Below are 26,054 nucleotides of genomic sequence, written 5' to 3' on the forward strand. Positions count from 1 at the left end.
TCGGAGTTTAGGCCTCAGGGCAGGCGCTGGAGATCGCGCTGGGCCAACTGGGCGGCCGAGCTGCCTGGGAACTGGCTGATGACTTGCTGAAGAATGCTCTTGGCCTTGTCGGTATTGCCAAGGCGCTGCTCGACATCCGCCAGCTTGTACATGGAGTCCGGCACTTTCGGGTGCTGCGGATAGGCCTGGCCCACTCGGGCGAAAGCCTGGCTGGCACCTTGCAGATCGCCCTTCGCGAGGTTCACCTCGCCCAACCAGTACTGCGCATTGCCGGCGTACTGGCTGTTCGGATACTTGCGCAGGAATGCGGTGAAGGCCTGGCTGGCCTTGTCGAAATCCTTTGCCTTGATCAGGTCGAAGGCAGCGTCGTAGTAGAGCTTTTCCTTCGCGGGGTCACCCGGCTCGCTGCTGGCAGCCGGTTGCTGCGCGGGAGCGGCGGGAGCGCCGTTGGCAGCGGGGGCGCCAGCGGCAGGGGAATTCGGGGCTGCCGGTGCACCGGCTGCGGCGCCACCGGAAAGACGGCGATCCAGGTCCTGGTATCGCTCCAGGCTTTCCTGTTTCAGGCGCTGGATTTCGTACTGCTGCTCTTCAAGCATGCCACGCAGGCGAGCGATCTCTTCCTGCATCTGCTGCAGCTGCATGAACAGCTCGCCCTGCGCGGAGACGGGAGCTGCGGGAGCCCCCGTTCCTGCGTAGGCGGCACCAGTCGTGCCGTAACCGGCCGGAGGGTAACTGCCGCCGTAACCGGCGTCGTTATCCACAACGGGAACCTCAGCCAGCGCCACAAACGGCAGGCTGGAGAGGGCCAGGATGGTCAGAGCACGACTGGACTTGCGCATCGCGAATTACTTACGCAGTTCTACGCGGCGGTTTTGCGCCCAGGACTGCTCGTCGTTGCCAGTGGCAACCGGACGCTCTTCGCCGTAGGAAACCAGTTCAGCCTGAGCCGGGGAAACGCCCTGCAGAACCAGGTAGCGCTGAACGGCCTTGGCACGACGCTCGCCCAGAGCCATGTTGTACTCGCGGGTACCGCGCTCGTCGGTGTGGCCTTCCAGGACAACGCGGTTGCCGTTGGCTTTCAGGTCCTTGGCGTGTACGTCCAGAGCGCGCATGGCTTCCGGCTTCAGGTCGGAGCTGTCGTACTCGAAGTAGAAGGTGGTGATAGCGCGCAGAGCGGCTTCTTCGCTCATGCTGCCGTCTACACCGCTGCCACCGGCGTTGTAGCCCGCGTTCGGGTCAACAGCGCCTTCACCGGTGCCTTCGCCGCCTTTGGACGAGCAACCAACAGCTACGGCCATGGCCAGAGCGAGAGCGGCAAACTTGCCGAATTTCAGCATTTCCATCATGTAACTCCTAATGAACCCCAGGTGTGTTTAGCAAAGGTATTTTTTTAAAGACCGCTTCAGTTCAGGTACGGCGACCAGGAAGGTTCGCGAATGTCGCCCTGAACTGTGGGAATCGGGACTCGTACGCGCCCGTTTGTAGACACGAGCATCAGCACGCCGCCCCCCTGCTGGCGAGTTGCGTAGATTAGCATGGTGCCATTAGGCGCAACAGTGGGCGAGTCGTCCAGGGTGGTGCCTGAAAGGATGCGCGGAGCGCTGCCCGAGCGGGTCAGATCCTGTGCAGCCACCTTGAAGTTGGTGAAGCCATCCTGACGATGGATCATCACCAGCATCTTCTCGTCAGCCGAGAGCTTCGGGTTGGCGTTGTAGTTGCCCACGAAGGTCACGCGCTGCGGCTCGCCGCCGTTGATGTTGGCCTTGTAGATCTGCGGCTTGCCGGCGCGATCCGAGGTGAAATAGATGGTCTGGCCATCAGCACCCCAGAACGGCTCGGTGTCGATGGCCATATTGTTGGTCACGCGACGAATCTGGCGGCTGCCCAGGTCCATCACGTAGATCTCCGGGTTGCCATCACGGGACAGCACGAATGCCAGGCGATTGCCTTCCGGCGACCAGGCCGGCGCACCGTTCAGGCCTTCGAAGTTGGTGATCTGTTCGCGGCGGCCGGTATCGATGTGCTGGATGAAGATACGCGGACGGCGTTGCTCGAAGGACACGTAGGCGATGCGGCGGCCATCCGGTGCATAGCGCGGCGACAGGATGGGCTCGCGGGACTGCAGCAGGGTTACCGCGCGCTGACCGTCGTAGTCGGAGCGCTGCAGGGTGTAGCGGGTGTTGTTCACCGAGAAACGTTCGGCGGTCACGTAGAGCATGCGGGAGGAGAACGCACCCTTGATGCCGGTGAGCTTCTCGAACGACTGGTCGGCGATGTAATGCGCCATGTCGCGCAGCTGGTCGGTCGAGCCGCTGACATTGCCAGCCATGACCTGTTGTTCGGTCGTGACGTTGAACAGCGCGAACTGCACCTGCAGACGGCCACCGGACGGAACGACGCTACCGACCAGCACGTACTGGGCGCCCAGGGCTTTCCAGTCGCGGAAGATCACTTCGCTGGCCTGGGTCGGCAGGCTGATCATGTTCTGCCGCGGGATCGGCTCGAAGTAGCCGGAATTGCGCAGGTCATTGCCGACCACTTCGGAGATGTCGGTGGGCAGCACGGTGCCGCCCTGCCAGCCAAAGGGCACCACGGCGATCGGGGTCGCCCGGTCGGTACCGCTGGTGATGACCAGCGGGTCGGCGGCCTGGACGGAGCCGACCAGCATGGCCACTCCGAGCAGGACGATACGAATGAGGGTATTCACAGACCTAAATCCTCCGGTTTGAAGATGATGCGGCGCTGCCTGTACATCTGGTCAAAGGTAGCGCGATCCAGTTGTTGCATCTCTGGGATACGCCCCACGCTGCGCACGGCACTCACGGCCGAGCTGTCGAAGGGCGCATCACCGCTGGAGCGGGTGACACTGGCGTTGGTGATGGTGCCGTCCGGCAGCATCTCGATCATTACCTCTACGCTCATGCCGTTACGTGCCGATGGCGGGCGACGCCACTGCTCGCTGACCAGCTTGATGATCAGGTCGTCGAGACTGCCCGCGACCTGGTCACCGACTTCGTCGGCCAGCGCCTGCTGGTGGCCCACATCCTCGGATAGGAGTTCAGCCAGGGCGGCGGCTTTCTTGTCCTCGGCGGCCTTGCGCTTCGCTTGCTCAGCCGCTTTTTTCTTCGCGGCATCGGCGGCGGCCTTTTTCTTGGCATCCTCGGCAGCTTTCTTCTTCGCAGCTTCAGCAGTCGCCTTCTTCTTCGCCTCTTCAGCGGCCTTTTTCTTGGCCTCCTCAGCGGCTTTCTTCTTCGTCTCTTCGGCCGCCTGCTTCTTGGCTTCCTCTTCGGCTTTCTTCTTGGCGAAATCAGCCTGTTTCTTCTCTTCGACCTTCTTCGCGTCTTCGGCTTTCTTGGCTTCGGCTGCCTGCTTGGCTTCCTCGGCCTTCTTCTCCGCCTGCTCGGCCTTTCGAGCTTCCTCGGCTTTCTTTTGTTCCGATGCCTTGGCCGCAGCCGCTACCTTCTGTTCCTCGGCCTTCTTCTGCTCCAGTTGCTCGGTCTCATACTGAGGAGCAGTGGTCTGCTTCTTCTCACCAGCGATTTTCTGGTTGGTCTGAGTAGTGGCCTGGCTCTGGGATTTGAGCTGGTACAGGGTGGCCTGCACGATCGGTCGGGACGGTGGCAGTTCCGGGGTGAAGGCGAAGCTGACGAACAACATGCCGAACATCAGGACGTGCAGAGACACGGCCCAGACGGTCGGCCAGAAGTAACTTTCCGAGGAGGAGCGTTCGCTCTGCTGCTGCATCAGGGCGCCTCGGTGATCAGCCCGACGTTGGCCACGCCGGCCTTCTGCAGGCCGCCCATCACCGCCATCACGGCGCCGTAGTCGACCGTCTTGTCACCACGGACGAAGACCTGGACCGTCTTACCCTGGCGGCTGTTCTCGGCCATGATGCCGGAGGCTGCCTGGACCAATGCATCCAGGGAGACCGAGGTCTCGCTCTTGCGGGTCTGGTCGGTCTCTACTTCTTCACCCATGTTCCAGTAGTAGGACTTGTCGGCCTTGATCGAGATGGTCAGGACGCGGGCATTGTTGTCCTGCGGCAGGGCCTCGCTGGAAACCTTCGGCAGGTCGACCTTGACGCCCTGGTTGAGCATGGGCGCGGTGACCATGAAGATCACCAGCAGCACGAGCATGACGTCGATGTAAGGCACGACGTTCATCTCGGCGACCGGTTTGCGTTTTTGGCGGATTCTGGCCATGGCTTGAAACCTTTCCTCTCAGGGGCCCGGCGACTTACTCGTCGCTGGTGTGCACTTTGCGGTGCAGGATGGCCTGGAACTCGTCGGCGAAGGTGTAGTAGCGACCGATCAGGGTCTCGCCACGAGCGGAGAAGCGGTTGTAGGCGATGACCGCCGGGATCGCGGCGAACAGGCCGATCGCGGTGGCGATCAGGGCCTCGGCAATACCGGGCGCCACGGTTGCCAGGGTCGCCTGCTGCACCTGGGCCAGGCCGCGGAAGGAGTTCATGATGCCCCACACGGTACCGAACAGGCCGATGTACGGACTGGTGGAACCCACGGTGGCGAGGAATGGCAGGCTCTGCTCGAGCTTCTCTTCCTCACGGGAAATGGCGACGCGCATGGCGCGGGCCACACCTTCCATCACGGCGTCCGGGTCCACACCGGCTTGCTGGCGCAGACGGGAGAATTCCTTGAAGCCGGCGCGGAAGATCTGCTCGACGCCGCAGTCCGGGTCCGGGTTGCTGCCGGCCTGGCGGTACAGCTTGGACAGGTCGATACCCGACCAGAAACGCTCTTCGAAGGTTTCCAGCGACTTCTTGGCGGCGCGCAGCATGTTGCTGCGCTGGAAAATCATGATCCAGGAGGTGACCGATGCGGCCACCAGGATCAGCATGACCAGCTGCACCACGATACTGGCGTTGCTGATCAGGCTCCACATGGAGGTATGGTCGACGACGTTGGCTTCCACGCTTAATCTCCTGCTGGGAATAGACCCGGGTCGGCGGCGAAGGCTTCACGCAGCGCTTCGGGGATCGCCCGGGGTTTCAAACTGTCGGCACGTACACAGGCAATCAGGAACTGCCCTTCGCATAGCAATGCGTTATCGGTGGCTCGCCTGACCTGTTGACGAAAACGCAGGCTGGCACGGTTCAACTCCATGACCTCGGCACTGACGTCCAGTACGTCGTCCAGCTTCGCGGGCGCCAAATAGCGCGCTTCGGCCGAATGAACGACGAACAGCAGGTTCTCCCCGGCCAGCTCGGACTGGGCAAAGCCCAGACTGCGCAGACGCTCGGTTCGAGCCCGCTCCATGAACTTGAGGTAATTGACGTAGTAGACGATGCCGCCGGCGTCGGTGTCTTCGTAATACACACGACAACGATGCTGAAACGGCTGGGCCCCATTTTGCGCGCGCATACTCTAGTGCTTACTCCTAAGGTTGCCAATCCGGCCAGGCAACTGTTTTTTCATGGCTACCCTTTGCCGAGCGCTTCGACCACAAAAGCGCCTATTCGTCACCCGAGCCGAAAAGATCGGCGGTCGGATTGTCCGCCATGCGTTTGGGCAGGTTCAGGCCGAAGTGTAAGTAGGCGTGACGGGTCACCACCCTCCCCCTCGGCGTGCGCATGATGTAGCCCTGCTGGATCAGGTAGGGCTCGAGAACGTCCTCGATCGTGTGGCGTTCTTCGCTGATGGCTGCCGCCAGGTTGTCGATCCCGACCGGTCCGCCATCGAATTTGTCGATCATGGTCAGCAGTAGACGCCGGTCCTGGTGGTCGAAGCCACGCTCGTCGACGTCCAGCAGGTTCAGAGCCTTGTCGGCGATGACGCAGGTGATCTCGCCCTGACCACGCACTTCAGCGAAATCACGCACTCGGCGCAGCAGCCGGTTGGCGATACGCGGGGTGCCTCGCGCACGACGCGCGATCTCGAACGCACCCTCCGGCTCGATATGCAGACCAAGGATGCCGGCGGAACGCGCAACGATGGTGGCCAGGTCCTGGGTGTTGTAGAACTCCAGTCGCTGGACGATACCGAAGCGATCGCGCAGCGGGTTGGTCAGCATGCCGGCCCGCGTGGTGGCGCCGACCAGCGTGAACGGCGGCAGATCCAGCTTGATCGAACGGGCCGCTGGGCCTTCGCCGATCATGATGTCCAGCTGGAAATCTTCCATCGCGGGATAAAGCACTTCTTCCACAATGGGCGAGAGGCGATGGATCTCGTCCACGAAGAGCACGTCGCCCGCCTCCAGGTTGGTCAGCAGCGCTGCCAGATCGCCCGGCCGCTCCAGCACGGGGCCGGACGTACTCTTGATGGCAACGCCCATCTCGCTGGCGATGATGTTCGCCAGGGTAGTCTTGCCAAGGCCAGGCGGGCCGAAGATCAGGGTATGGTCGAGGGCCTCGCTCCGCCCCTTTGCAGCCTGGATGAAGAGCTCCATCTGCTCACGCACGACCGGCTGACCGATGTAGTCGGCAAGCTTCAGCGGGCGAATCGCACGATCCAGCTGCTCGTCGCGATCGCGGCTGCTGGCGGTGATGAGGCGGTCGGCTTCGATCATTCGGACTTACACCATTCCTTTCAGGGCGCGGCGGATCATTTCTTCGCTGGACAGTCCTTCTTCCTTGATCGCGGACACCGCTCGACTGGCCTCTTGAGGCTTGAATCCCAGGGCGATAAGCGCGGCGAGCGCATCATTCTCCGCGCTGGAGACTGCCACGCCAACCCGGGGTTCGACCACCAGGGTAGCGATGGCCGGCATGGTTTCCCAAGCCTTGAAGCGGTCCTTGAGCTCCACCAGCAGGCGCTCGGCGGTTTTCTTGCCCACGCCAGGAATCTTCACCAGCGTGGAGGTGTCCTGGGCCTGTACACAGCGCACCAGCTCATCCACCTCCAGGCCAGACATCAGCGCCAGGGCCAGCTTCGGGCCGACGCCGTTCAAGCGGATCAGCTCACGAAACAGCTCTCGCTCGCGTTTCTCGAAGAAACCATAGAGCAGGTGAGCGTCTTCGCGCACGACCAGATGAGTGTGCAGCGTCACCGGCTCGCCCACCGAAGGCAGGCGATAGAGGGTGGTCATTGGGACTTCCAGCTCGTAACCCACGCCGTTGACGTCGAGGATCAGATGCGGCGGTTGTTTCTCCGCCAGGTTGCCGCGCAAGCGTCCAATCACGAATTGCGTCCTTTGAATTGATTACAGACGAAGACGACCGCCCCGCCGTTTGGCGGTAGCCAGGCCATGGGGAATCAGGCTTTGTCGGTGGTGTGCATGGCACAGGGCGATGGCCAGGGCATCGGATGCGTCGATCTGCGGCTTCTGCACCAGCTTGAGCAGATGCATGACCATCATCTGTACCTGCTGCTTGTCGGCGCCGCCGGTTCCGGCGATAGCCTGCTTGACCTGGCTGGCGGTGTACTCGGCGATTTCCAGTCCAGCCTCGGCGGCAGCGACTATGGCCGCACCACGAGCCTGGCCGAGCTTGAGTGCGGAATCGGCGTTACGCGCCATGAACACCTGCTCGATGCCCATGGTCACCGGCTCGTAGGAGCGGATGACCTCGCTCACGCCGCGAAAGACGATCTGCAGGCGCTCGTGCAACACGCCAGCGCCGGTACGGATGCAGCCCGAGGCAACGTATTCGCAGCCGCGCCCTGTATCGCGAACCACACCGTAACCGGTGATACGCGAACCGGGGTCGATACCAAGAATCAGGGTCATGCCGCCGCAAGCTCCACGGAGCCGACCCAAGGCCGGCACACTGTCTATTTATCCAGCCGCGAGTATACGGAGTGGCCCGCCAACAAAAAAGCCGGAAGCGCGCGGGGCGACTTCCGGCTTCCGGATCACGCAGCACTCGAACCTGGTCACGATCTTGCGAGCTAGAGCCATGCAAGGCAAAAACAGGAGAGGAAGCGGAGTTTACGAGCTGTAAATGAGCATTCCGAGCCTGTTCTTAACGCCGCAGGGCCGACGCGCAGCTGATCGTGATCAGGTTCTCAGCCGAGCTGCTCCATGATCTCGTCCGGGATCTCAGCGTTGTGGTAGACGTTCTGGACGTCGTCCAGGTCTTCCAGCATGTCGATCAACTTCAAGACCTTCTGCGCAGTCTCCAGGTCGGAGATGGGGGCGGCGATCGACGGGATCATCGCCACTTCCGCCTCGTCGCCCTTGAAGCCGGCGGCGGTCAGCGCTTCGTTCACCGAAAGGAAGTCGGCGAACGTGGTGTAGACCTCGACGGACCCGTCTTCTTCAGCCACGACGTCATCGGCGCCCGCTTCCAGGGCCGCTTCCATCAGGGCGTCTTCGTTCACGCCGGGCGCGAAGCTGATCTGGCCCTTGCGGTCGAACATGTAGGCGACCGAACCGTCGGTGCCCAGGTTACCGCCGCACTTGCTGAAGGCATGACGCACTTCGGCCGCGGTGCGGTTGCGGTTGTCGGTCATGGCTTCGATGATGATGGCCACGCCACTCGGCGCATAACCTTCGTAGCTCAGCTCGACCATGTTGTCGGCTTCGTTCGAGCCAGCGCCGCGCGCAATCGCACGATCAATGGTGTCGCGGGTCATGTTCGCAGTCAGCGCCTTGTCTACGGCCAGACGCAAACGCGGGTTGTCCGCCGGGTTGCCACCGCCATGCTTGGCGGCGACAGTCAGCTCACGAATGAGCTTGGTGAAAATCTTGCCGCGCTTGGCGTCCTGACGTTCTTTGCGGTGCTTGATGTTGGCCCATTTGGAATGACCAGCCATAACTCACTCCGTACTTTCTGAACGGACGGCGCCGTCTGGCGCCGCCTCGGGTTGGTTCTGATTACTCGGCCTTGGCCTGCTCGCGCAGACGGATGTTCAGCTCGCGCAGGGCCTTGGCATCCACGGTGCCCGGCGCCTGGGTCATGACGTCGCCGGCGCTCTGGGTTTTCGGGAAGGCGATCACTTCGCGGATCGACGCTGCGCCGGTCATCAGCATCACCAGACGGTCCAGGCCGAAGGCCAGACCACCGTGCGGCGGCGCACCGTACTTGAGCGCATCGAGGAGGAAGCCGAACTTCTCTTCCTGCTCCGCATCGTCGATGCCGAGCACGCGGAACACCGCCTGCTGCATGGACTTGTCGTGGATACGGATGGAACCGCCGCCCAGTTCGGTGCCGTTCAGCACCATGTCATAGGCACGGGACAGGGCGTCGGCCGGGTTGGCCTCCAGCTCCGCCGGGCTGCACTTAGGCGAGGTGAACGGGTGGTGCAGCGAAGTCAGGCTGCCGTCGTCGTTCTCTTCGAACATCGGGAAGTCCACGACCCACATCGGCGCCCACTCCTTGGTGAGCAGCTTGAGATCATGGCCAACCTTGATACGCAGGGCGCCCAGCGCGTCGCAGACGATCTTTGCCTTGTCGGCGCCAAAGAACACGATGTCGCCATCAACCGCGCCGACGCGGTCGAGGATCACATTGAGGTTCTCTTCGGGGATGAATTTGACGATGGGCGACTGCAGGCCCTCAACGCCCTTGGCGCGCTCGTTGACCTTGATGTAGGCCAGGCCCTTGGCACCGTAGATACCGACGAACTTCGTGTAGTCGTCGATCTGGCTGCGCGGCATGGAAGCGGCGCCCGGCACGCGCAGGGCGGCGACGCGGCCTTTCGGATCGTTGGCCGGACCGGAGAAGACTTTGAATTCCACGCCTTTCAGTTGGTCGGCAACGTCAACCAGTTCCAGCGGGATACGCAGGTCGGGCTTGTCGGAGCCGTAACGGCGCATGGCCTCTTCGAACGGCATATGCGGGAATTCGTCGAACTCGACATCCAGCACTTCCTTGAACAGCTGGCGCACCATCTTCTCGGTAATGCCGATGATGTCGCTCTCGTCCAGGAAGCTGGTTTCGATGTCGATCTGGGTGAATTCCGGCTGGCGGTCGGCACGCAGGTCTTCGTCGCGGAAGCACTTGGCGATCTGGTAGTAGCGGTCGAAGCCGGCCACCATCAGCAGTTGCTTGAACAGCTGCGGCGACTGCGGCAGGGCGAAGAAGTGGCCCGGGTAGGTGCGGCTCGGCACCAGGTAGTCGCGGGCGCCTTCCGGAGTCGGGCGACCCAGGATCGGGGTTTCCACGTCGAGGAAGCCGTTCTCGTCCAGGTAGCGACGGATGCTGCTGGTGATGCGCGCACGCAGCTTCAGCTTGGCGGCCATTTCCGGACGACGCAGGTCGATGAAGCGGTAGCGCAGGCGGGTTTCCTCGCCGACGTCGGAGTATTCGTCCAGCGGGAACGGCGGGGTCTCGGCCTGGTTCAGCACTTCCAGCTCGTAGCCCAGCACTTCGATGGCACCCGACGCCATGTTGGAGTTACGCGCGCCTTCCGGACGCAGGCGGACCTTGCCGGTGATCTTGACCACGAACTCGCTGCGGACGCGGTCGGCGCGGGCGAAGGTTTCTTCGCGATCCGGGTCGAATACCACCTGGGCCAGGCCTTCGCGGTCACGGATATCGAGGAAAATGACCCCGCCGTGGTCGCGGCGGCGGTGTACCCAACCGCAGAGGGTGATTTCCTGGCCGTCCAGGCTCTCGTTCAGTTGGCCGCAATAGTGGCTGCGCATCATGGTCGTGTTTCGCTTCTCTTGAGTCGTGAATTCGTCCGTCCGCCAAAGGGCGTCGGAGCATCCGGCGGAGGTGCAACCCCCTGCCGGACAGGCCGGGGTTCGCGGCAAAGAGCGGGATTATATAGCGTAAATTGCTACCGTGCAGCCGCCCTCCCCGCCACCCCGCGAGCCCTGATCGGGAGCGGGTTCCCTTGCTGGGCCACTGGGCAGTGTCTAAGCTCGCCAGCACTCGCCCGACGGACGGACGCGAAGCACACAAGGAAGGAGTGAAGATGCAGTCGCTTGCTGGAAAAGTTGCAGTCATCACGGGCGCGGGTTCCGGCATCGGCCGCGCACTGGCCAGCGAGCTTGCCGCACTGGGTTGCCACCTTGCACTTGCCGATGTCGATGCCGATGGCCTGGAGGCCACGGCCTCGACCCTGCGTCGAGACGGCCTTCAGCTCTCAACCCATAGCCTGGATGTCTCCAACCGGGAAGCCGTGCATGCCTTCGCCGATAGCGTCCTGACCCAACACGGTCAGGCGCACCTGGTGATCAACAATGCCGGCGTCGCCGTTTCGCAAACCATCGCAGAACTTCGCTACGACGACTTCGAATGGCTGATGGGCATCAACTTCTGGGGCGTCGTCCACGGCACCAAGGCCTTTCTTCCCCATCTGCTGGCCCGGGGCGAGGGCCACATCGTCAACGTGTCGAGCATCTTCGGCATCGTCAGCATGCCCACCCAGGGCGCCTACAACGCCAGCAAGTTCGCAGTGAGAGGCTTTACCGAGGCACTGCGCCAGGAGCTTTGCGGCACGGCCATCAAGGTGAGCTGCGTGCATCCCGGCGGTATTCGCACGAACATCGCCCGCTCGGCGCGCTTCTACCAGGGCATCGACGGCAAGACAGATGCTTCGAAGGCGGCAGCCCGCTTCGACAAACTGGCACGTACCTCGGCGGAACAGGCTGCGCAACAGATCATCAAGGGCATACGGACCGGCCAGCCCCGTATCCTGATCGGCGCCGATGCTCGCCTGCTCGACCATATCCAGCGCCTCATGCCCGCCAGCTACCCCCGCCTGCTGGCCAAGTTGTTGAAGAAGGCGTGAACCCTGCGCAGACCAATGATTTCTGAGCATGGCTTTCATTGATAGAAGACAAGACTGCCCCATGACCGCCCCGTGCTAGGCTTTGCCGACCACGTGCCCGGTCCGGGCCGCAAGCTACCGAGAGGAGAACTGGCATGGAAATCAACATCGGAATCGCCGAACAGGATCGCGCAGCCATCGCCGAGGGCCTGTCCCGCCTGCTCGCCGACACCTACACCCTCTATCTCAAGACCCACAACTTCCACTGGAACGTGACAGGGCCGATGTTCAACACCCTGCACCTCATGTTCGAAGGCCAGTACAACGAGCTGGCACTGGCTGTGGACGCCGTAGCCGAACGAATTCGCGCCCTGGGCTTCCCGGCTCCCGGCACCTACGCTGCTTACGCACGACTCTCCTCCATCAAGGAAGAGGAAGGCGTGCCGTCTGCCGAGGACATGATCAAGCAGCTCGTGCAGGGCCAGGAAGCGGTGGTACGCACCGCCCGCGGCATCTTCCCGCTGTTGGACAAGGTCAGCGACGAGCCGACCGCCGACCTGCTGACCCAGCGCATGCAAGTTCACGAAAAGACTGCGTGGATGCTCCGCAGCCTGCTCGCCGCCTGACCTCCAGGCAGATCAAAAAGGCCCGGGAAACCGGGCCTTTCGCTATGCGCGAAAGCCCGCCTGCTCTATGCTCTGGCAATTCGACATCTCCCCACAGTGAAGTGCATGAGCCAGCCTCCGAAATCGCCGTCGCTGCTTGAGCTTTTCCCCGAAGAAACCCGTGAGGCGGCTGACCTGCTGAAGCAGGCGGTACCGCACATGGTGCGCCATGCGATTCCGCCGAATCCGATGCACTACGCGCTCTGGTACACCTACAGCAAGGGTGTGCAGCCGGACCTCAATCGCCGCCTGGACAAGATCACCAAGGACTTCGACGTCTTCCCGCCGGAATCGGCCCTCAAGCTGTTTCGCGAATACATCATTCGTGGCGAACTCGAAGAGGCCCGGCAGGGACAGCAACAGGTCATCGATCTGGTCGACGATATCGAGGGCGATGTCAGCCGCAGTGTCAGCGGCAGCCACGCCTATCAGAACAGCCTGGCAGCAGGCCTGGCTGCGTTGCACGAACCCATAATCGATGACCTGCCCAGCGTCCTGAACCATCTTCAGGAAAGCACCCAGTTGATGCAGGAACAGCAGGAACAGTTCCTCTATCGCCTGCAAGCCGCCCAGGCGGAAATCCAGCAACTGCGCAATCAACTGGAACGCGCCCAGCTGGCCGCCACCCTGGATGGCCTGACCCAGGTATTCAATCGCCAGGCATTCACCCGCCTGCTGGAGCAGTCACTGAAAAGTGACCAGGAAGGCCTGGCGCTGGTCATGCTGGATATCGACCACTTCAAGCAGTTCAACGACCAGTTCGGCCACCCACTGGGAGATCGTGTGCTCCAGCACGTGGGCCAATTGCTTCGGGAACTATTGCCGCCGCGCGCCATGGCGGGCCGTTACGGCGGCGAAGAATTCTGCGTCGTACTGCGCGACTGCAAGGGACTGGATGCTGCGCGCACCTTCGCAGAACAATTGCGCAGCAAGATGCAGGCGCTGCGCGTGAAAGTCCGTCGCACGGACCAGGTGCTCGACACTATTACCGCCAGCTTCGGCCTGGCCCTGGCGGAACCGGGCGATACCCTGGAGAGTCTCATCACCCGAGCTGACGACGCCCTCTACCAGGCCAAACGCAATGGCCGTAATCAAGTGCATCCGCCAGCGTCTGAAGCAGCGCTAACCGCTTGATTTGAGTAGCCCTCTCCTTTGCTGTTAAATACAGCCGGTGCCGCGCGTCGATCCAGAGACCTGCGGCATAGGCCGATGCCCATGCCTTTTTCATCCCGCATGGCCCGGCTCTTCCGTTAGAGATTCCGTTTCCAAGGTGAATCCATTGAACATCCTGAAAATCGTCCATCTGTTGACGGGCGCTGCCGCTTTGCTGCTGTCCTTCATTCCCAGTCTGCGCGCCGAAGCCCTGCCCTACCTGCAACAACCCGAGGCTCTCTACCTGGCCTTCTGCGGCCTGCTCAACCTTCTGCTGGCTCCGGTGGTTCCGGCCTGGGCAAAAGGCCTGCGTAACCAGCTGCAAAGCCTGGTTTCCGCCCTTCTGGTATTGGCGGTCGTCCTGCAAACCCTGATTCTCCTGGCGCCCCTCCCGGTAATCGGCGAGCAACCCGCAATTCTCATCAGCCTCCTGGCTGTGATCGTCGCCGTTGCACTGCACCTCTGCATCAACCTGCGCAAAGTCACCCAGGCACCGCTACTGCCCCAGGACATGTCCAATCGTGAAACCGGAACAGTGAAGTGGTTCAACACTTCCAAGGGCTTCGGTTTCATCTCCCGGGATTCCGGCGATGACATCTTCGTCCACTTCCGCGCCATTCGCGGTGAAGGCCACCGCGTCCTGATCGAGGGTCAACGCGTGGAGTTCTCGGTCATCCAGCGGGACAAGGGCCTGCAGGCCGAAGACGTGATTGCCGCGCTTCCCAGCAGACGCTGAAGCAGAAATGAAAAAGCCCGCCAATTGGCGGGCTTTTTATTGGCTGATCAGTAATGCGGCGGCGGCGCCTCATCTTCACCTGGGCCGTACTGACTGAGCAGCTCTTCCTGGCGTTTGGCCAGTGCCGCTACCTGTAGTTGCAAGCGATCCACCAGTCGCTGCTGCTCAACCAGAACATCGTTCAGCGTCTGGATGGTGTCATCCTGGAAAGCGAGTCGGCTCTCCAGGTCAGCGATGCGCATTTCAAGCGTCATGACTCACTCCCCACGAACTGGAAATCATCCGCCAGGACCAAACGAAGCTTGGCGCGAATGGCCGCTACCTGCTCGGCCGAGTAGGCCACGGCCGGCTGACGCCCCCAGACTGGCGCAGGCCAGGCAGCATCTTCACGACGACGCACGATCACATGCATGTGCAGCTGGCTGACCACATTGCCCAGGGTCGCCACATTCATCTTGTCAGCGCCGAAGGTGTCCTTGAGGGTTTCCGCCAGGAAGGTGGTTTCCTGCCAGAGCTGCCGTTGCTCGTCGACACCGAGCTGGAACAGCTCGCTGACTTCTTCGCGTCGCGGCACGAGGATGAACCAGGGGTACTGTGCATCATTCATCAACAGCAGCCGGCACAGGGGAAAATCACCGATGGGCAGGGTGTCCTGCTGAAGTCTTGGGTCCAGGGCGAACATACTGGCCTCTCCTGTTCGACTGTAGGAAGTTCGAGATTAACACCACGCCCCGGTCAGCGACCGAAACGCGGCCGCGCAGCATAGCCAAGGCTCACGCCGAGCGGAACTCACCCTACCTTCCTGCCTATATAAAGGAAGGGGGCGTCACCACACGCACCATAAGTGCTCACAACCTGCATTTGCGTTACTTCTCGCCACACCCCGGTTACGCCCAACCACTGAAAACAAGGAGCACGCACTCTTCAGCCCAGCGCACAACTGCCTGTCAAGAGCCACCCACCATGCAGAATGCTTCATTTAAGGGCACGTCCTTTTGGTAGCGATCACATAAGGATCAGGGGTTAGCGGAGCTGGAACGAGCGCACCAGCTGGGCGAAGGGATTTTTCTCTCCACCATCTACGTTTTGTGCACGTTTGTTGCTTGTGAGGTGCCAGGTCACACGCGAGGCCGGGAACTACGCCACGGGCGCCCGCTCGCAAAGTGCCCCGGATACATAGGGGATGAAGGGATGCAAGAACGAACCTATAGATATGCGACACAGGTCTTTTCGATTTGCGACAGCACTGTGAAGAAATCGTAAGGACCCGGTTTCAACTATCGCCAATATTGTCGCCGTGCTATAAGTTAGCGCCGACACAAAAAGAAAGAACCGCCTTCAATCAATAAAGAAAGCGGCGAGAATCTTCAAAACCAAAGGAGCAATCACAATGCAAGTGATGAAGTGGAGCGCACTGGCTCTGGCCGTGACCGCCGGTAGCATGCAGTTGGCTTTTGCCAGCGCCCAGGAAGAGTCCAAGGGCTTCGTAGAAGACAGCAACCTGACTCTTCTGAACAAGAACTTCTTCTTCTACCGCGACTTCCGTAACAACCCCAACACCAGCCAGAACTACCGTAAAGAATGGGCCCATGGCATCAGCGCCATGTACGAGTCCGGCTTCACTCAAGGTACCGTTGGCTTCGGTGTTGACGCCCACGGCATGCTGGGTCTGAAACTGGACAGCGGCAACGGCACCAATGGCACCGGCCTGCTGCCGACTGGCTCCGACGGCCGTTCCCAGGATGACTACTCCTACGCTGGCGGCTCCGTTAAAGCCCAGATCTCCAACACCCAGCTGAAGTACGGCAACCTGTTCCCGACCGCTCCGGTATTCGCCACCGGTACCGCTCGCCTGTTCCCGGGCTCCGCTGAAGGCTTCCAGCTGACCAGCAGCGAACTGGAAGGCCTGAACATCGACGCCGGCCACTTCACCTCCATTCGCGACGGCAGCGCCTCCACCAACCGTCACGGTGAAATCACCACTACCTACACCGGTCTGGCCAGCAACAGCGCCGACTACGTAGGCGGCTCCTACTCCTTCACCGACAACGTCAGCGCCAGCCTGTACGGTGCCGAGCTGGAAGACATCTGGCGCCAGTACTACGGCAACCTGAACTGGAACATTCCGTTCACTGACACTCAGGCCCTGAACCTGGACTTCAACGTCTACCGCACCACCGACAAGGGCGACGCCATCGCTGGCGACCTGGATACCACCGCCTGGTCCGCTGCCGCCGCCTACTCCATCGGCGCTCACAAATTCACCCTGGCCTACCAGAAAGTGAACGGCGACGAGCCCTTCGACTACATCTCGATGGACGGCCAGAACTCCGGCGACTCCATCTTCCTGGCCAACTCGGTCCAGTACTCCGACTTCAACGGCCCGAACGAGAAGTCCATCCAGGCTCGCTACGACCTGAACATGGCTGAGTTCGGCATCCCCGGCCTGAGCTTCATGGCTCGCTACATCACCGGTGATGACGTTGACGGCACCAAGGCTGACCCGAACGGCGCCTTCGCTGGTGCAATCGGCGAAGACGGCAAGGAATGGGAACGCGACATCGAAGCCAAGTACGTGGTTCAGGAAGGCGCTGCCAAAGACCTGTCCATCCGCATCCGTCACGCCAGCTGGCGTGCCAACAGCGACATGGCCTTCTTCGGCTCCGCTGGCGGTACCGCGAACGACGAAATCCGCGTAATCACCGAGTACCCGCTGGATATCCTGTAATATCCTCTGCGTACACGTAAGTGATAGAAGAAACCCGGCCTAGGCCGGGTTTCTTTTTTTTGGGTGGAGGAACTTGACTCCGGAGTTGATCAAATCGCCACCAAGCGATTGCTCAAACTTTAATCAAGTAGTGGTAGGGCGTAAGTACCTGTCACGTGAGCGACAAGATCATCTTCCGCGCCCAATGAATAAAGTGACACTTCACACACCGCTTGACGTCGACCAAGTTTAAGTATCCGCGCCTCGGCAAATAGATCCACCGGCCTGGGCCTGGACAGGAAGTTGATGTTCAAGTTGGACGTCACCGCCATTTCAACTTTCCCCAGTCTGCCCAGTACTACTGCGTACATGGCGGCATCAGCCAGCGCCATGATGGTGGGACCGGACAAGGTTCCACCCGGACGCACCAATCTGGACTGGAACGGCACCCTGGCCAACGCTCCCTGATCGTCCATCCGCTCGATCCGCAGATCGATCTCGTCCGCCATCGGCACTCCATTGCGTATCAGCGCCTGGACCTCTGTCGCTGTCAGACTCACTACGTCGCCCTCCTCGCTCAACCGGACCGCAATCCTGTACGCCACTTGATCAGCGCCGTACAATGCCGAGCCATTCAAATCCATCGCAACCGACAAAACGGCCAAACATGCGTACCAGTCAGTACCTGCTGTCTACCCTCAAGGAAACCCCCGCCGATGCCGTGGTGATCAGCCATCAGCTGCTGCTGCGCGCTGGCATGATCCGCAAGCTTGCCTCCGGCCTCTACACCTGGCTGCCAATGGGCCTGCGAGTACTGCGCAAGGTCGAGACGGTGGTGCGCGAAGAGATGAACGCCGCTGGTGCGCTGGAAGTATTGATGCCCGCCGTCCAGCCTGCCGAGCTGTGGCAGGAGTCCGGTCGCTGGCAGCAGTACGGCCCGGAACTGCTGCGCCTGAAGGACCGCCATGAGCGCGACTTCTGCGTCGGCCCGACCCACGAAGAGGTCATCACCGACATGGCGCGCAACGAGCTGAACAGCTACAAGCAGCTGCCGCTCAACTTCTACCAGATCCAGACCAAGTTCCGTGACGAGATCCGTCCGCGCTTCGGCCTGATGCGCGGCCGCGAGTTCATCATGAAGGACGCCTACTCCTTCCACATGAACCAGGAGTCGCTGCAAGAAACCTACGATCGCATGCACCAGGCGTACTGCAATGTGTTCAGCCGCCTGGGCCTGGACTTCCGCCCCGTATTGGCGGACACCGGCTCCATCGGCGGCACCGGCTCCCATGAATTCCATGTGCTGGCCGAATCCGGTGAAGACGACATCGCCTTCAGCGACAGCTCCGATTACGCAGCCAACGTCGAGAAAGCCGAAGCCCTGCCGCGCGAGACCGAACGTCACGCCCCGAGCCAGGAAATGAAGCTGGTCGACACCCCGAATACCAAGACCATCGCCGACCTGGTGGAAAACTTCGACCTGCCGATCGAGAAGACCATCAAGACCCTGGTCGTCCACGGTGCCGAAGAAGGCAAACTGATCGCCCTGATCGTTCGCGGCGACCACGAACTGAACGAAATCAAGGCAGCCAACCTGGCCCAAGTCGCCAGCCCGCTGGTGTTCGCCAGCGAAGCCGAACTGCGCCAGGCCATCGGTGCCGGCGCCGGCTCGCTTGGCCCGCTGAACCTGCCGCTGCCCTGCGTGATCGACCGCTCCGTTGCCCTGATGAGCGACTTCGCCATCGGCGCCAACATCGACGACAAGCACTACTTCGGCGTGAACTGGGAGCGCGACCTGCCGCTGCCGGAAGTCGCTGACCTGCGCAACGTGCTTGTCGGCGACCCGAGCCCGGACGGCAAGGGCACGCTGGTGATCAAGCGCGGCATCGAGGTCGGCCACATCTTCCAGCTGGGTACCAAGTACAGCGAAGCCATGAAGCTGAACGTGCTGAGCGAACAAGGCAAACCGGTGACCCTGATCATGGGCTGCTACGGCATCGGCGTATCCCGCGTGGTGGCTGCCGCCATCGAGCAGAATTACGACGAGCGCGGCATCCTCTGGCCGGAAGCCCTGGCACCGTTCCAGGTCGCCCTGGTGCCGCTCAAGTACGAGACCCCGGCCGTCAAGGAAGCCACTGACAAGCTCTACGCCGAACTGCGCGCAGCGGGCGTCGACGTACTGCTGGATGACCGTGACAAGAAAACCAGCCCCGGCGTCAAATTCGCCGACATGGAGCTGATCGGCATTCCGCACCGCATCGTCGTGAGCGAACGTGGCCTGACCGAAGGCAGCCTGGAATACAAGAACCGCCGTGAAACCGACAACCAGAACGTGCCGGTCTCCGAAGTTCTGTCCTTCATTACCGCCCGCGTGAATCGCTGATCCAAGATATGTCCAAGCGTAGTTCCCATTACCTCGTCGGCGCCGCCCTGTGCGGCGCCCTCTTCGTCAGCGGCTGTGCCAATCACTTGCCACAGCGCAGCGAGCACGAGGAGCGCGTCGAGCGCAAACTGCTCAACCACAGCCTGCAGATCGATGTCGGTGATCCACAGGTACTGGAACTACCGCAGCGACGCATCCGCATCAACGAGCAGAAGACCTTCGAAGTCACCGAATTCGAGGTCAGCCGTCACTACGACCGTTACACGCCCTATCAACCCTGGCGGGAACTCTACGAAGTTCCGCTGGGTGCGGTGGCGGTGGTCGCAGGCGTCGGCGCGAACGTGGTGAACGTGGTGCTGCTCGGCAGCCTGCCGGACACCGCCACCAAGGACTGGATCAGCTACGGCTTCGCCGGCCTCAACCCCGCGATGAACGTCGAGTCCAATGGTCGCTCCGAGCAGAACCTGGCCAGCATCGACGAGAAGCAGCTGGACAAGCGCATGGAGTATTCGAGCCTGCCCTGGGCCGAGCGCCCGGTGCTGGTCAAACTGGGCAACCACACCCATGAGCTGGCGACCGACCGCAACGGAATCCTGCGCCTGAACTTGCTGGATGGGCCATTCGCCGACCAGGACGTAAGCCGCATCGGCAAACTCCAACTGAGCGTCGAAGACCCCCTGGACAACGCCCGTGGCGATACCACCCTGGGCATCAGCCATACCCTGCGCGGCAAGTTGGTGGAAGCCCATGCACTGATCTTCGAAGACCTCGAAGACGACGAAGTCCCGCAGTGGGTCCACCGGGTCAAGCGCCTGTCGGAACTGGGCATGGAAGAAGAAGCCAGCGAACTGGAGCAGAGCCTGATCGAGCTGACCCGCAACGATCCGGAGCTGCAGCAGGAATTTCTCCACTCGCTGATGAAAGATGCCGGTCGACTGGCTGCCGATCCCGGCGATTCGGACTGATTACCTCAGGGAGCGAGCCTGGCTCGCTCCCGCATTGCGGCGTCAACGCCGCACGATGAAGCCGGTGATGCCCTGCACTGGCTGCTGCTGAAGCTCGACGCCAGTCACCTTTGCATCGGCAGGCCCCTGTTCCAGCCAGGCAGCCATCGAGCGAACGGCATCCTCCTCACCCTCAAGCAGCACTTCTACCCGGCCATCCGCCACGTTGCGCACCCAGCCGTCCAGCTCCAGCTGGTCAGCCTGCTCCTGGGTCGACTGGCGGTAATAAACACCCTGCACCTTGCCACTTACGTAGCCGTGCAAACAGATTCGCGCCATTGCCCTAGCCCCCCTTGCGCAGTTCGTCCAGACGCTCGGTCAGGCCTGCAGCGCTCTGCTCACCCAGCAGCCGCTCCCGCATCTTGCCCTGAGCATCGATGATGTAAGTGACCGGCAATGCTTCGCTGCGCGGCAAGTCGTAACGCTTCGAAGGGTCTTCCGCCAGCACGGTGAACTGAATGCCCATTTTTTGCGCGGCATCGCCGAGTTCGTCGCCCTGGAGCCCATCGAAATTGACTCCCAGCACTTTCACGCCCTTGTCCCGCTGCTGTTCAGCGAAGGCGTTCAGCTCGGGGATTTCCGTGCGGCAGGGCGCACACCATTCCGCCCAGTAATTGATGACCAGCCACTGGCCTTCGAGGCGCTCAACCGCTACCTTCTGTCCATGCTGATCGACACCGACGTCGTCTGAGCAACCGGCCAGGAACAGGCCGGCGCCCATCATTGCGAATACCCCTATTACAGCCTGGAGTCGCGATCCCATGCATTCGGTCCTCGTTTACGCGGGGTTGATATGACGCTGGATGCCCTGCGCTTGGAAGTGCCGGACATCCTGGAGGAAAACAGCACTCCACTGGCAAGTGTCCCGACGCTTCTCGCAGAAGCGCGCCAACTCCCTCAGGATAGTGCCCTGCAGCAGGTCCTGGGGCATTTGTTCAGGCTCAACCGCAGCGCACTGACCTTACTCGAAAGGCAACGCGTGCTGCAAAGCTTCAGCGAGGAGTTTCGCCACTACACCCAGGCCTACCACGACCGGACTGCGCCGCCCACGCTGTTCGTCAAGCTATGCGACGAACTGGCCTGCGGTTTCAAGCGCCTGCTGCTGCAGATCCTCCAGGGTCACCAGCCATCGCGCCCGCATCTGGCCTGGTGCCTGTACATGGCCCAGCATTTCCTCGCCCAGACCCAACTGCGTCACTACCAGCTTTACCAGGAGCCGAACCCGCGACTGTGGCGCGACAGCCACCTGCTCTACTGGATAGGAGAGCACCAGGGCTGCCTCGACGAACCGGTTGCAGCGGCATTCCGCCCCACACCTGCCAATACCTTGCGCGGGCTCTACCAGCAGATGCTGCTGCTCGCGCTGAGCAACCCCTTCCATCTGAGCGAAGGCGAATGTCCCCTGCTCTTCGGCGCCCTGGCGCCCCTTGCCAGCCTGGGGAGGCTGTTGCCCTGGGATGAAGAGGACGACAACGGCAGTCCGACCGTGGACCTGACCGAATCCCAACCCTGCCTGCCATTGGACCAGCGCCCGGATGGCGCCAACGGCTATCTGCGCCGCTTCGAGCTGGGCGCCCTGCTGATCGCCGTGCATGAACCCGCGCCCCTGCGTAGCGAAATCGAACGCCAGCTCCTGGAACGGGTTCGCCAGCACTGGCTGGGACGCCAGCAGCGCCGACATCCGCGCACCGAACAATCGGGAAGCTGCCAATTGATCGTGGGCCTGCCCGCGATCCATGCCGATCTGCTGGCACAGCATCCCGGCCGCTGCGATGCACAGCTGCTGGACGCCAGTCCTGGCGGTGCCCGGCTGCTCTGTCACGGCGACCTGGGCAACCAATTGCCGGTGGGGCAACTCGTCCTGGTGCAAAACCAGAGCACGCCGGTTCTCGGCTTGGTGCGCTGGCGCTATCAGAACGGTGAAGGCCTGCACCTCGGCCTGCGTTACCTCAAAGGCTTGCCGCGCCCGGTCTGGCTGCGCCGCGCACCCAGCGCCCAGACCCATCCCGGTGTCCTGCAGAGCACGCCTGAACCCGGCAACGGCTGGCACCACGGCCTGTGGCTGCCCTGCAAGCAGTTCGTCGAAGGGGAAAACCTCTGGCTGCAACTGGCCAGCGTGAACAACCAGGCCATCGTCCCGCTGCCGGAGCCCAACCTCGTTTCGTCCATGGTGGCGCGCTATCCCCTGCGGCTCGCCTGAGTGATCAAACTGCGAGACGGGTCACGCCCAGCGAGGGCCAGGGCGCACAGATCGCAAGGGAATGGCTGCTTATAATCCAGCCCTATCGGTACGAGCGTACCTTTCCAGCCTGGATGCCCCATGCAACAGCAAGACAGCCTGATCGGCCCTGTCCCTGCCCGAGTCGTCGAAGTCGCGCGCTCCACCGTCACGCCGTTCGAAGGCAAGGTGGCGGATTTCAATGTGGCGGCCTGGCTGCATCTGCCTGGGATGACCGATCTGCCCGTCTCACTGCTGGTGAACTACATGGATGGCGACAAGCGCCGCGAGGTGGCGGTGGATCACGGCAGGCTGAACGCCAAGGGCAAGATCCTGCTGGCCGGCATCGCCCGCGTGCCCTTCAAACAGAGAATCGAGCAGATGCAGGTTCGCCTGCGCTCCGCGGTGCCGATCAAGGGATTGCTGGTGGAAGAACTCTTCGTTCAGGCCGTGGAACTGGCCGAACCGGCAAAAAGCCAGGTTCGCGCCTGAGCCGCAACTCAGCCGGGTAACGCCCGGTTGTTCTCCTGGAGCGGCTGCTCCGCGCTTTCCCAATCCTCCTGCACGACTACCGGTGCCAGCGATTCCGGCCAGTGACGGAATTCCAAGCCGGTCACCCGATTGAGTCCTTCCAGCGCCCGTTGCGGTGCGCGCTCGTGCAGGCGGACCAGTTTGTCGTTCTTGCTACCCATCGCTCTCATCCCCTGGCCATCGGCTGATGGCCTCTTCCCTGTCAGTGCCATAAGCATGCCAATCGCACAGGCCCGCATTCGCACGGGCTGCTGTTGCGTCCAGCAGGCGTTCCCTTGCATGTGACTGACAAATTTCGTCAGTCGTTCCCCGGCTTGAGCCACTGCGCCAGGCTGCCGCCAAACAAGGCCTGCTGCTCTTCCTGAAGCAGCTCGAGGGCCTTGCGTAGCGGCGGATACCATTCCTCGTCCAGGTGCGCGGGCAACTGGGCCAGCCGTGGAAGCGGCCAGGGCATATGAACGAGCAATTGATAGAAACTGTAGCCGCCCAGATCACGGCAAAGCACCCAGGTTCCTCCGCTGGCGCGGCAGACCAGGTGCTGGCTTTCCAGCAGTTCCAGCATCTCCAGCCATTCGTCTTCCGGCAGATGCCAACCGGCCCGCTGCACGTCGAGATGCCGCACCGGCATGCCACGCATCTGTCGGTCATGGAACACCCGCAGGATGCCCAGCAGCACCAGCAGGCGCGGCAATGCGCGGCGTCGCCAGTGCCAGGGCGTCGAAAGGTTACACACCAGCTCGGCGCCAAACAGCACGATCACCCAGGACAGATAGATCCACAGCAGAAACAACGGCACTGTGGCGAAGGCGCCATAAATCAATTGGTAGCCGGGGAAGAAGCTGACATAGAGGCCGAACAGCGCCTTGGCGGCCTCGAACAGCAATGCCGTGAAGACACCGCCTGCCAGCGCATGGCGCACAGGCACACGGGCGTTGGGCACCGCAGCGTAGATCAGCGTGAAAGCGGCGATGCTGGAGAGCAGCGGCATGAAGCCCAGCAGCGTCTTGACGCCGATCAGCGCATCCGGACCGGAGATCAGCGAAAGCGATGTGATGTAGGTGCTGACGGCGAAGCCCGCCCCCAGCAGCAACGGGCCAAGGCTGAGAATTGCCCAATAGAGCAGGAAGCTGGATACGCCGCGCCGAGGCTGGCGCACGCGCCAGATGGTGTTGAAGGCCTTTTCGATGGTTACCAGCATCATGAACGCCGTAACCACCAGCAGCCCCACCCCGACCCATGTCAGGTGCCGGGCCTGCACCGTGAAACCACGCAGGTACTCCTGCAGGGTTTCGCCGGTGGACGGAACGAAATTGCGGAAGATGAAGCTCTGGATCTGCTCGCCCGTCCCCTCGAAGGCCGGGATGGCCGAGAGCATGGTGAAGGTCACCGTCATCATCGGCACTACAGCGAACAGGCTGGTGTAGGTAAGGGCCGCAGCGCTGTTGGTGCCGTGATCGGCAATGAACCTCTGCAGCAGGAAGCGCCAGAATTCGACGACGTCGGTAAGGCGTTGGCGCATTCCATCTCCTTGATTCAGATCGATTCGGCCAGGCTCAGCAGACCGCAAGCGCAGCGCACGGTTCAGACCAGCACCACGACGCGGTTAGAATAGCCGCCTCGACCAAGCCCATGCGACCCCCGACATGACCGAATTGACCCTCTACCACAACCCGCGCTGCTCCAAATCCCGCGGTGCCCTGGAGCTGCTGGAAGCTCGTGGCCTCGCGCCGACCATCGTGCGCTACCTGGAAACCCCGCCCAGCGCCGCCGAACTGCGCGACCTGCTGGCCAAGCTGGGGCTCTCTGCCCGCCAGCTGCTGCGCACCGGCGAGGATGAGTACAAGGCCCTCGGTCTGGACGATGCCAGCCTTTCCGAAGAGCAACTGATCGCCGCCATGACCACTCACCCCAAGCTGATCGAGCGCCCCATCCTGATCGCTGGCGACAAGGCCGTGGTAGGCCGTCCGCCGGAGAAGGTCCTGGAGATCCTTCCTTGAGTACGCCCTACATCCTGGTCCTGTACTACAGCCGCCACGGCGCGACCGCCGAAATGGCCAGGCAGATCGCCCGTGGCGTCGAACTGACTGGCCTGGAGGCGCGAATCCGCACCGTGCCGGCAGTGTCCACCGAGTGCGAAGCAGTGGCCCCGGACATTCCAGCCGACGGCGCCCTCTACGCCACCCTGGACGACTTGCGCCATTGCGCCGGACTGGTCCTGGGCAGCCCCACCCGCTTCGGCAACATGGCGGCCCCGCTCAAGTACTTCCTCGATGGCACCAGCAGCCTGTGGCTCACCGGCGAACTGGTTGGCAAGCCGGCGGCGGTGTTCACCTCGACCGCCAGCCTGCACGGCGGCCAGGAAACCACGCTGCTGTCCATGCTGCTGCCGCTGATGCACCACGGCATGCTGGTCACGGGCCTGCCCTACAGCGAACCGGCGCTGCTGGAAACCCGTGGCGGTGGCACCCCCTACGGCGCCAGTCACCATGCTGGCGCCGATGGCAAGCGCCCGCTGGACGAACACGAAATCACCCTCTGCCGCGCCCTGGGCCAACGCCTGGCGCAGACCGCCCAACGCCTGGAGACTCCGCGTGGCTAAGAAACCCAAGACACTGCCGGAACTGGCGTGGCTGACCCCGCGCATGAACGCCAGCCGCGTTGTCAGCCTGGCGAGCTTCATTGCCCTGGCCGTGCTGCTGGCGGTCAACACCCTGTTCTTCGCCGACCTGCATGGCGCCAGGACCTGGGTAGTCCTGGCCATCCTGCTGGTTCCGCTGGCGTTACTCGCCCCCGGCATGATCCTCGGCAACGCTCGCGCCCACGCCTGGGCGTGCTTCGTGGTGAACCTCTACTTCATCCAGGGCGTACTCGCCGCCATCGACCCGGCGCGCAGCCTGTTCGGCTGGCTGGAAGCCGGTCTCAGCCTGTTGCTGTTCTGCGCCGCCCTGCTCTATACCCGCTGGCGCTTCCAGTACAACCGCAAGCTGGCCGGGGAGTGATTCCCGCCCGGCAATGAAAAAGCCCGGATTCAGATCCGGGC

General features: G+C 62.2%; 31 protein-coding genes and 1 pseudogene. 13 read left to right on the top strand and 19 right to left on the bottom strand.

Annotated features, from left to right (window positions below; genetic code table 11):
• Window positions 1-14: 14 nt before the first annotated feature.
• The 12 genes from ybgF to aspS all read right to left on the bottom strand — a co-directional run bounded on the left by ybgF (window position 15) and on the right by aspS (window position 10,548).
• Window positions 15-839 (bottom strand): tol-pal system protein YbgF, encoded by an 825-nt coding sequence (ybgF, locus tag E8E95_RS13465; RefSeq protein WP_280350907.1) that lies wholly within the window; start codon window positions 837-839, stop codon window positions 15-17.
• A gap of 6 nt (window positions 840-845) precedes the next feature.
• A complete protein-coding gene (gene pal, locus E8E95_RS13470) occupies window positions 846-1,343 on the bottom strand; it encodes a peptidoglycan-associated lipoprotein Pal (RefSeq protein WP_028627602.1) in 498 nt (165 codons plus the stop codon).
• A 59-nt stretch (window positions 1,344-1,402) separates the two neighbouring features.
• Complete coding sequence (gene tolB / locus E8E95_RS13475; RefSeq protein ID WP_280350908.1) at window positions 1,403-2,707, bottom strand: Tol-Pal system beta propeller repeat protein TolB; 1,305 nt, start codon at window positions 2,705-2,707, stop codon at window positions 1,403-1,405.
• On the bottom strand, window positions 2,704-3,744 hold the full coding sequence (tolA, locus tag E8E95_RS13480) for a cell envelope integrity protein TolA (RefSeq protein WP_077524014.1): 1,041 nt from the start codon (window positions 3,742-3,744) through the stop codon (window positions 2,704-2,706). The genes tolB and tolA overlap by 4 nt, the downstream gene beginning before the upstream one ends.
• Window positions 3,744-4,202: a protein TolR gene (tolR, locus tag E8E95_RS13485; protein WP_077524015.1), complete on the bottom strand. Its 459-nt coding sequence runs from the start codon at window positions 4,200-4,202 to the stop codon at window positions 3,744-3,746. Before tolR ends, tolA begins: the two co-directional genes overlap by 1 nt.
• A gap of 34 nt (window positions 4,203-4,236) precedes the next feature.
• Window positions 4,237-4,932, bottom strand: a complete 696-nt coding sequence (gene tolQ / locus E8E95_RS13490; RefSeq protein ID WP_077524016.1) for a protein TolQ — start codon at window positions 4,930-4,932, stop codon at window positions 4,237-4,239.
• Window positions 4,933-4,934: 2 nt separating this feature from the next.
• Window positions 4,935-5,381, bottom strand: coding sequence for a tol-pal system-associated acyl-CoA thioesterase (ybgC, locus tag E8E95_RS13495; RefSeq protein WP_280350911.1), 447 nt, complete (start codon window positions 5,379-5,381; stop codon window positions 4,935-4,937).
• Between the two features lie 91 nt (window positions 5,382-5,472).
• Window positions 5,473-6,525 (bottom strand): Holliday junction branch migration DNA helicase RuvB, encoded by a 1,053-nt coding sequence (gene ruvB / locus E8E95_RS13500; protein WP_280350913.1) that lies wholly within the window; start codon window positions 6,523-6,525, stop codon window positions 5,473-5,475.
• Between the two features lie 6 nt (window positions 6,526-6,531).
• Window positions 6,532-7,137, bottom strand: a complete 606-nt coding sequence (gene ruvA, locus E8E95_RS13505; protein WP_077524019.1) for a Holliday junction branch migration protein RuvA — start codon at window positions 7,135-7,137, stop codon at window positions 6,532-6,534.
• Window positions 7,138-7,158: 21 nt separating this feature from the next.
• On the bottom strand, window positions 7,159-7,683 hold the full coding sequence (gene ruvC / locus E8E95_RS13510; protein ID WP_179060210.1) for a crossover junction endodeoxyribonuclease RuvC: 525 nt from the start codon (window positions 7,681-7,683) through the stop codon (window positions 7,159-7,161).
• A gap of 278 nt (window positions 7,684-7,961) precedes the next feature.
• Complete coding sequence (locus E8E95_RS13515; RefSeq protein ID WP_280350917.1) at window positions 7,962-8,711, bottom strand: YebC/PmpR family DNA-binding transcriptional regulator; 750 nt, start codon at window positions 8,709-8,711, stop codon at window positions 7,962-7,964.
• A gap of 61 nt (window positions 8,712-8,772) precedes the next feature.
• Complete coding sequence (gene aspS, locus E8E95_RS13520) at window positions 8,773-10,548, bottom strand: aspartate--tRNA ligase (RefSeq protein ID WP_280350919.1); 1,776 nt, start codon at window positions 10,546-10,548, stop codon at window positions 8,773-8,775.
• A gap of 272 nt (window positions 10,549-10,820) precedes the next feature.
• Between aspS and E8E95_RS13525 the strand changes: the two genes are divergently transcribed.
• The 5 genes and pseudogenes from E8E95_RS13525 (at window position 10,821) to E8E95_RS13545 (ending at window position 14,171) form a co-directional block, all read left to right on the top strand.
• On the top strand, window positions 10,821-11,639 hold the full coding sequence (locus tag E8E95_RS13525; RefSeq protein WP_280350921.1) for an SDR family NAD(P)-dependent oxidoreductase: 819 nt from the start codon (window positions 10,821-10,823) through the stop codon (window positions 11,637-11,639).
• A 134-nt stretch (window positions 11,640-11,773) separates the two neighbouring features.
• On the top strand, window positions 11,774-12,244 hold the full coding sequence (locus tag E8E95_RS13530) for a Dps family protein (protein WP_077524023.1): 471 nt from the start codon (window positions 11,774-11,776) through the stop codon (window positions 12,242-12,244).
• 105 nt (window positions 12,245-12,349) lie between these two features.
• Window positions 12,350-13,417 (top strand): GGDEF domain-containing protein, encoded by a 1,068-nt coding sequence (locus E8E95_RS13535; RefSeq protein WP_280350923.1) that lies wholly within the window; start codon window positions 12,350-12,352, stop codon window positions 13,415-13,417.
• A gap of 136 nt (window positions 13,418-13,553) precedes the next feature.
• Window positions 13,554-13,889, top strand: a pseudogene (locus tag E8E95_RS13540) (cold shock domain-containing protein membrane protein); the annotation flags it as partial.
• Between the two features lie 57 nt (window positions 13,890-13,946).
• Window positions 13,947-14,171, top strand: a complete 225-nt coding sequence (locus tag E8E95_RS13545) for a cold-shock protein (RefSeq protein WP_162945915.1) — start codon at window positions 13,947-13,949, stop codon at window positions 14,169-14,171.
• Window positions 14,172-14,218: 47 nt separating this feature from the next.
• Here the strand turns inward: E8E95_RS13545 and E8E95_RS13550 are convergent, their stop codons facing one another.
• Both E8E95_RS13550 and E8E95_RS13555 read right to left on the bottom strand, forming a co-directional pair.
• Window positions 14,219-14,425, bottom strand: a complete 207-nt coding sequence (locus E8E95_RS13550) for a SlyX family protein (RefSeq protein WP_280350925.1) — start codon at window positions 14,423-14,425, stop codon at window positions 14,219-14,221.
• On the bottom strand, window positions 14,422-14,853 hold the full coding sequence (locus E8E95_RS13555; RefSeq protein WP_280350927.1) for an HIT domain-containing protein: 432 nt from the start codon (window positions 14,851-14,853) through the stop codon (window positions 14,422-14,424). Before E8E95_RS13555 ends, E8E95_RS13550 begins: the two co-directional genes overlap by 4 nt.
• A 708-nt stretch (window positions 14,854-15,561) precedes the next feature.
• On the opposite strand from E8E95_RS13555, the gene E8E95_RS13560 reads away from it, so the two are divergent.
• A complete protein-coding gene (locus tag E8E95_RS13560) occupies window positions 15,562-16,899 on the top strand; it encodes an OprD family porin (protein ID WP_280350929.1) in 1,338 nt (445 codons plus the stop codon).
• Window positions 16,900-17,018: 119 nt separating this feature from the next.
• On the opposite strand, the gene E8E95_RS13565 is transcribed toward E8E95_RS13560, so the two are convergent.
• Window positions 17,019-17,432, bottom strand: coding sequence for a PaaI family thioesterase (locus tag E8E95_RS13565; protein WP_280351189.1), 414 nt, complete (start codon window positions 17,430-17,432; stop codon window positions 17,019-17,021).
• Between the two features lie 113 nt (window positions 17,433-17,545).
• On the opposite strand from E8E95_RS13565, the gene E8E95_RS13570 reads away from it, so the two are divergent.
• Window positions 17,546-19,261 (top strand): proline--tRNA ligase, encoded by a 1,716-nt coding sequence (locus E8E95_RS13570; RefSeq protein WP_280350931.1) that lies wholly within the window; start codon window positions 17,546-17,548, stop codon window positions 19,259-19,261.
• Between the two features lie 8 nt (window positions 19,262-19,269).
• Window positions 19,270-20,226, top strand: coding sequence for a hypothetical protein (locus E8E95_RS13575; RefSeq protein ID WP_280350932.1), 957 nt, complete (start codon window positions 19,270-19,272; stop codon window positions 20,224-20,226).
• A gap of 42 nt (window positions 20,227-20,268) precedes the next feature.
• Here the strand turns inward: E8E95_RS13575 and E8E95_RS13580 are convergent, their stop codons facing one another.
• Both E8E95_RS13580 and E8E95_RS13585 read right to left on the bottom strand, forming a co-directional pair.
• A complete protein-coding gene (locus E8E95_RS13580) occupies window positions 20,269-20,544 on the bottom strand; it encodes an acylphosphatase (RefSeq protein WP_280350934.1) in 276 nt (91 codons plus the stop codon).
• A gap of 4 nt (window positions 20,545-20,548) precedes the next feature.
• Window positions 20,549-21,028, bottom strand: coding sequence for a TlpA disulfide reductase family protein (locus tag E8E95_RS13585; protein WP_077527755.1), 480 nt, complete (start codon window positions 21,026-21,028; stop codon window positions 20,549-20,551).
• A 30-nt stretch (window positions 21,029-21,058) separates the two neighbouring features.
• On the opposite strand from E8E95_RS13585, the gene E8E95_RS13590 reads away from it, so the two are divergent.
• Complete coding sequence (locus E8E95_RS13590; RefSeq protein ID WP_280350938.1) at window positions 21,059-22,465, top strand: PilZ domain-containing protein; 1,407 nt, start codon at window positions 21,059-21,061, stop codon at window positions 22,463-22,465.
• A 120-nt stretch (window positions 22,466-22,585) separates the two neighbouring features.
• A complete protein-coding gene (locus E8E95_RS13595) occupies window positions 22,586-22,975 on the top strand; it encodes a hypothetical protein (RefSeq protein WP_280350940.1) in 390 nt (129 codons plus the stop codon).
• Between the two features lie 8 nt (window positions 22,976-22,983).
• Here the strand turns inward: E8E95_RS13595 and E8E95_RS13600 are convergent, their stop codons facing one another.
• Both E8E95_RS13600 and E8E95_RS13605 read right to left on the bottom strand, forming a co-directional pair.
• Window positions 22,984-23,175 (bottom strand): hypothetical protein, encoded by a 192-nt coding sequence (locus E8E95_RS13600; protein WP_280350942.1) that lies wholly within the window; start codon window positions 23,173-23,175, stop codon window positions 22,984-22,986.
• A 137-nt stretch (window positions 23,176-23,312) separates the two neighbouring features.
• Window positions 23,313-24,533 carry a virulence factor BrkB family protein gene (locus E8E95_RS13605; protein ID WP_280350944.1) on the bottom strand — a complete coding sequence of 407 codons (1,221 nt, stop codon included), beginning with the start codon at window positions 24,531-24,533 and terminating at the stop codon, window positions 23,313-23,315.
• Between the two features lie 124 nt (window positions 24,534-24,657).
• On the opposite strand from E8E95_RS13605, the gene arsC reads away from it, so the two are divergent.
• Genes arsC through E8E95_RS13620 form a run of 3 tightly spaced genes read left to right on the top strand, consistent with a single transcriptional unit; the run spans window position 24,658 to window position 26,013 of the window.
• Entirely contained in the window at window positions 24,658-25,011 is a 354-nt protein-coding gene (gene arsC, locus E8E95_RS13610; protein WP_280350946.1) for an arsenate reductase (glutaredoxin), read from the top strand.
• Window positions 25,008-25,613, top strand: a complete 606-nt coding sequence (gene wrbA / locus E8E95_RS13615) for an NAD(P)H:quinone oxidoreductase (RefSeq protein WP_280350947.1) — start codon at window positions 25,008-25,010, stop codon at window positions 25,611-25,613. The genes arsC and wrbA overlap by 4 nt, the downstream gene beginning before the upstream one ends.
• Entirely contained in the window at window positions 25,606-26,013 is a 408-nt protein-coding gene (locus tag E8E95_RS13620; RefSeq protein WP_280350948.1) for a DUF2069 domain-containing protein, read from the top strand. Before wrbA ends, E8E95_RS13620 begins: the two co-directional genes overlap by 8 nt.
• The last annotated feature ends 41 nt before the right edge of the window (window positions 26,014-26,054 follow it).

It is taken from the genome of Pseudomonas sp. BN414 (assembly GCF_029871275.1).
Classification (GTDB): Bacteria; Pseudomonadota; Gammaproteobacteria; order Pseudomonadales; family Pseudomonadaceae; genus Metapseudomonas; species Metapseudomonas resinovorans_C.

Excerpts from the sequence above, each read along its gene's own strand:
- E8E95_RS13545 (WP_162945915.1), top strand. The coding sequence starts at position 13,947 with ATGTCCAATCGTGAAACCGGAACAGTGAAGTGGTTCAACACTTCCAAG.
- ruvC (WP_179060210.1), bottom strand. The coding sequence starts at position 7,683 with ATGACCCTGATTCTTGGTATCGACCCCGGTTCGCGTATCACCGGTTAC.
- E8E95_RS13515 (WP_280350917.1), bottom strand. The coding sequence starts at position 8,711 with ATGGCTGGTCATTCCAAATGGGCCAACATCAAGCACCGCAAAGAACGT.
- E8E95_RS13525 (WP_280350921.1), top strand. The coding sequence starts at position 10,821 with ATGCAGTCGCTTGCTGGAAAAGTTGCAGTCATCACGGGCGCGGGTTCC.
- E8E95_RS13575 (WP_280350932.1), top strand. The coding sequence starts at position 19,270 with ATGTCCAAGCGTAGTTCCCATTACCTCGTCGGCGCCGCCCTGTGCGGC.
- E8E95_RS13555 (WP_280350927.1), bottom strand. The coding sequence starts at position 14,853 with ATGTTCGCCCTGGACCCAAGACTTCAGCAGGACACCCTGCCCATCGGT.
- ybgF (WP_280350907.1), bottom strand. The coding sequence starts at position 839 with ATGCGCAAGTCCAGTCGTGCTCTGACCATCCTGGCCCTCTCCAGCCTG.
- pal (WP_028627602.1), bottom strand. The coding sequence starts at position 1,343 with ATGGAAATGCTGAAATTCGGCAAGTTTGCCGCTCTCGCTCTGGCCATG.
- arsC (WP_280350946.1), top strand. The coding sequence starts at position 24,658 with ATGACCGAATTGACCCTCTACCACAACCCGCGCTGCTCCAAATCCCGC.
- ruvB (WP_280350913.1), bottom strand. The coding sequence starts at position 6,525 with ATGATCGAAGCCGACCGCCTCATCACCGCCAGCAGCCGCGATCGCGAC.
- tolA (WP_077524014.1), bottom strand. The coding sequence starts at position 3,744 with ATGCAGCAGCAGAGCGAACGCTCCTCCTCGGAAAGTTACTTCTGGCCG.
- ybgC (WP_280350911.1), bottom strand. The coding sequence starts at position 5,381 with ATGCGCGCGCAAAATGGGGCCCAGCCGTTTCAGCATCGTTGTCGTGTG.
- E8E95_RS13605 (WP_280350944.1), bottom strand. The coding sequence starts at position 24,533 with ATGCGCCAACGCCTTACCGACGTCGTCGAATTCTGGCGCTTCCTGCTG.
- E8E95_RS13530 (WP_077524023.1), top strand. The coding sequence starts at position 11,774 with ATGGAAATCAACATCGGAATCGCCGAACAGGATCGCGCAGCCATCGCC.
- E8E95_RS13560 (WP_280350929.1), top strand. The coding sequence starts at position 15,562 with ATGCAAGTGATGAAGTGGAGCGCACTGGCTCTGGCCGTGACCGCCGGT.
- aspS (WP_280350919.1), bottom strand. The coding sequence starts at position 10,548 with ATGATGCGCAGCCACTATTGCGGCCAACTGAACGAGAGCCTGGACGGC.
- E8E95_RS13595 (WP_280350940.1), top strand. The coding sequence starts at position 22,586 with ATGCAACAGCAAGACAGCCTGATCGGCCCTGTCCCTGCCCGAGTCGTC.
- E8E95_RS13535 (WP_280350923.1), top strand. The coding sequence starts at position 12,350 with ATGAGCCAGCCTCCGAAATCGCCGTCGCTGCTTGAGCTTTTCCCCGAA.
- E8E95_RS13550 (WP_280350925.1), bottom strand. The coding sequence starts at position 14,425 with ATGACGCTTGAAATGCGCATCGCTGACCTGGAGAGCCGACTCGCTTTC.
- E8E95_RS13585 (WP_077527755.1), bottom strand. The coding sequence starts at position 21,028 with ATGGGATCGCGACTCCAGGCTGTAATAGGGGTATTCGCAATGATGGGC.
- E8E95_RS13580 (WP_280350934.1), bottom strand. The coding sequence starts at position 20,544 with ATGGCGCGAATCTGTTTGCACGGCTACGTAAGTGGCAAGGTGCAGGGT.
- E8E95_RS13600 (WP_280350942.1), bottom strand. The coding sequence starts at position 23,175 with ATGGGTAGCAAGAACGACAAACTGGTCCGCCTGCACGAGCGCGCACCG.
- tolR (WP_077524015.1), bottom strand. The coding sequence starts at position 4,202 with ATGGCCAGAATCCGCCAAAAACGCAAACCGGTCGCCGAGATGAACGTC.
- E8E95_RS13570 (WP_280350931.1), top strand. The coding sequence starts at position 17,546 with ATGCGTACCAGTCAGTACCTGCTGTCTACCCTCAAGGAAACCCCCGCC.
- E8E95_RS13590 (WP_280350938.1), top strand. The coding sequence starts at position 21,059 with ATGACGCTGGATGCCCTGCGCTTGGAAGTGCCGGACATCCTGGAGGAA.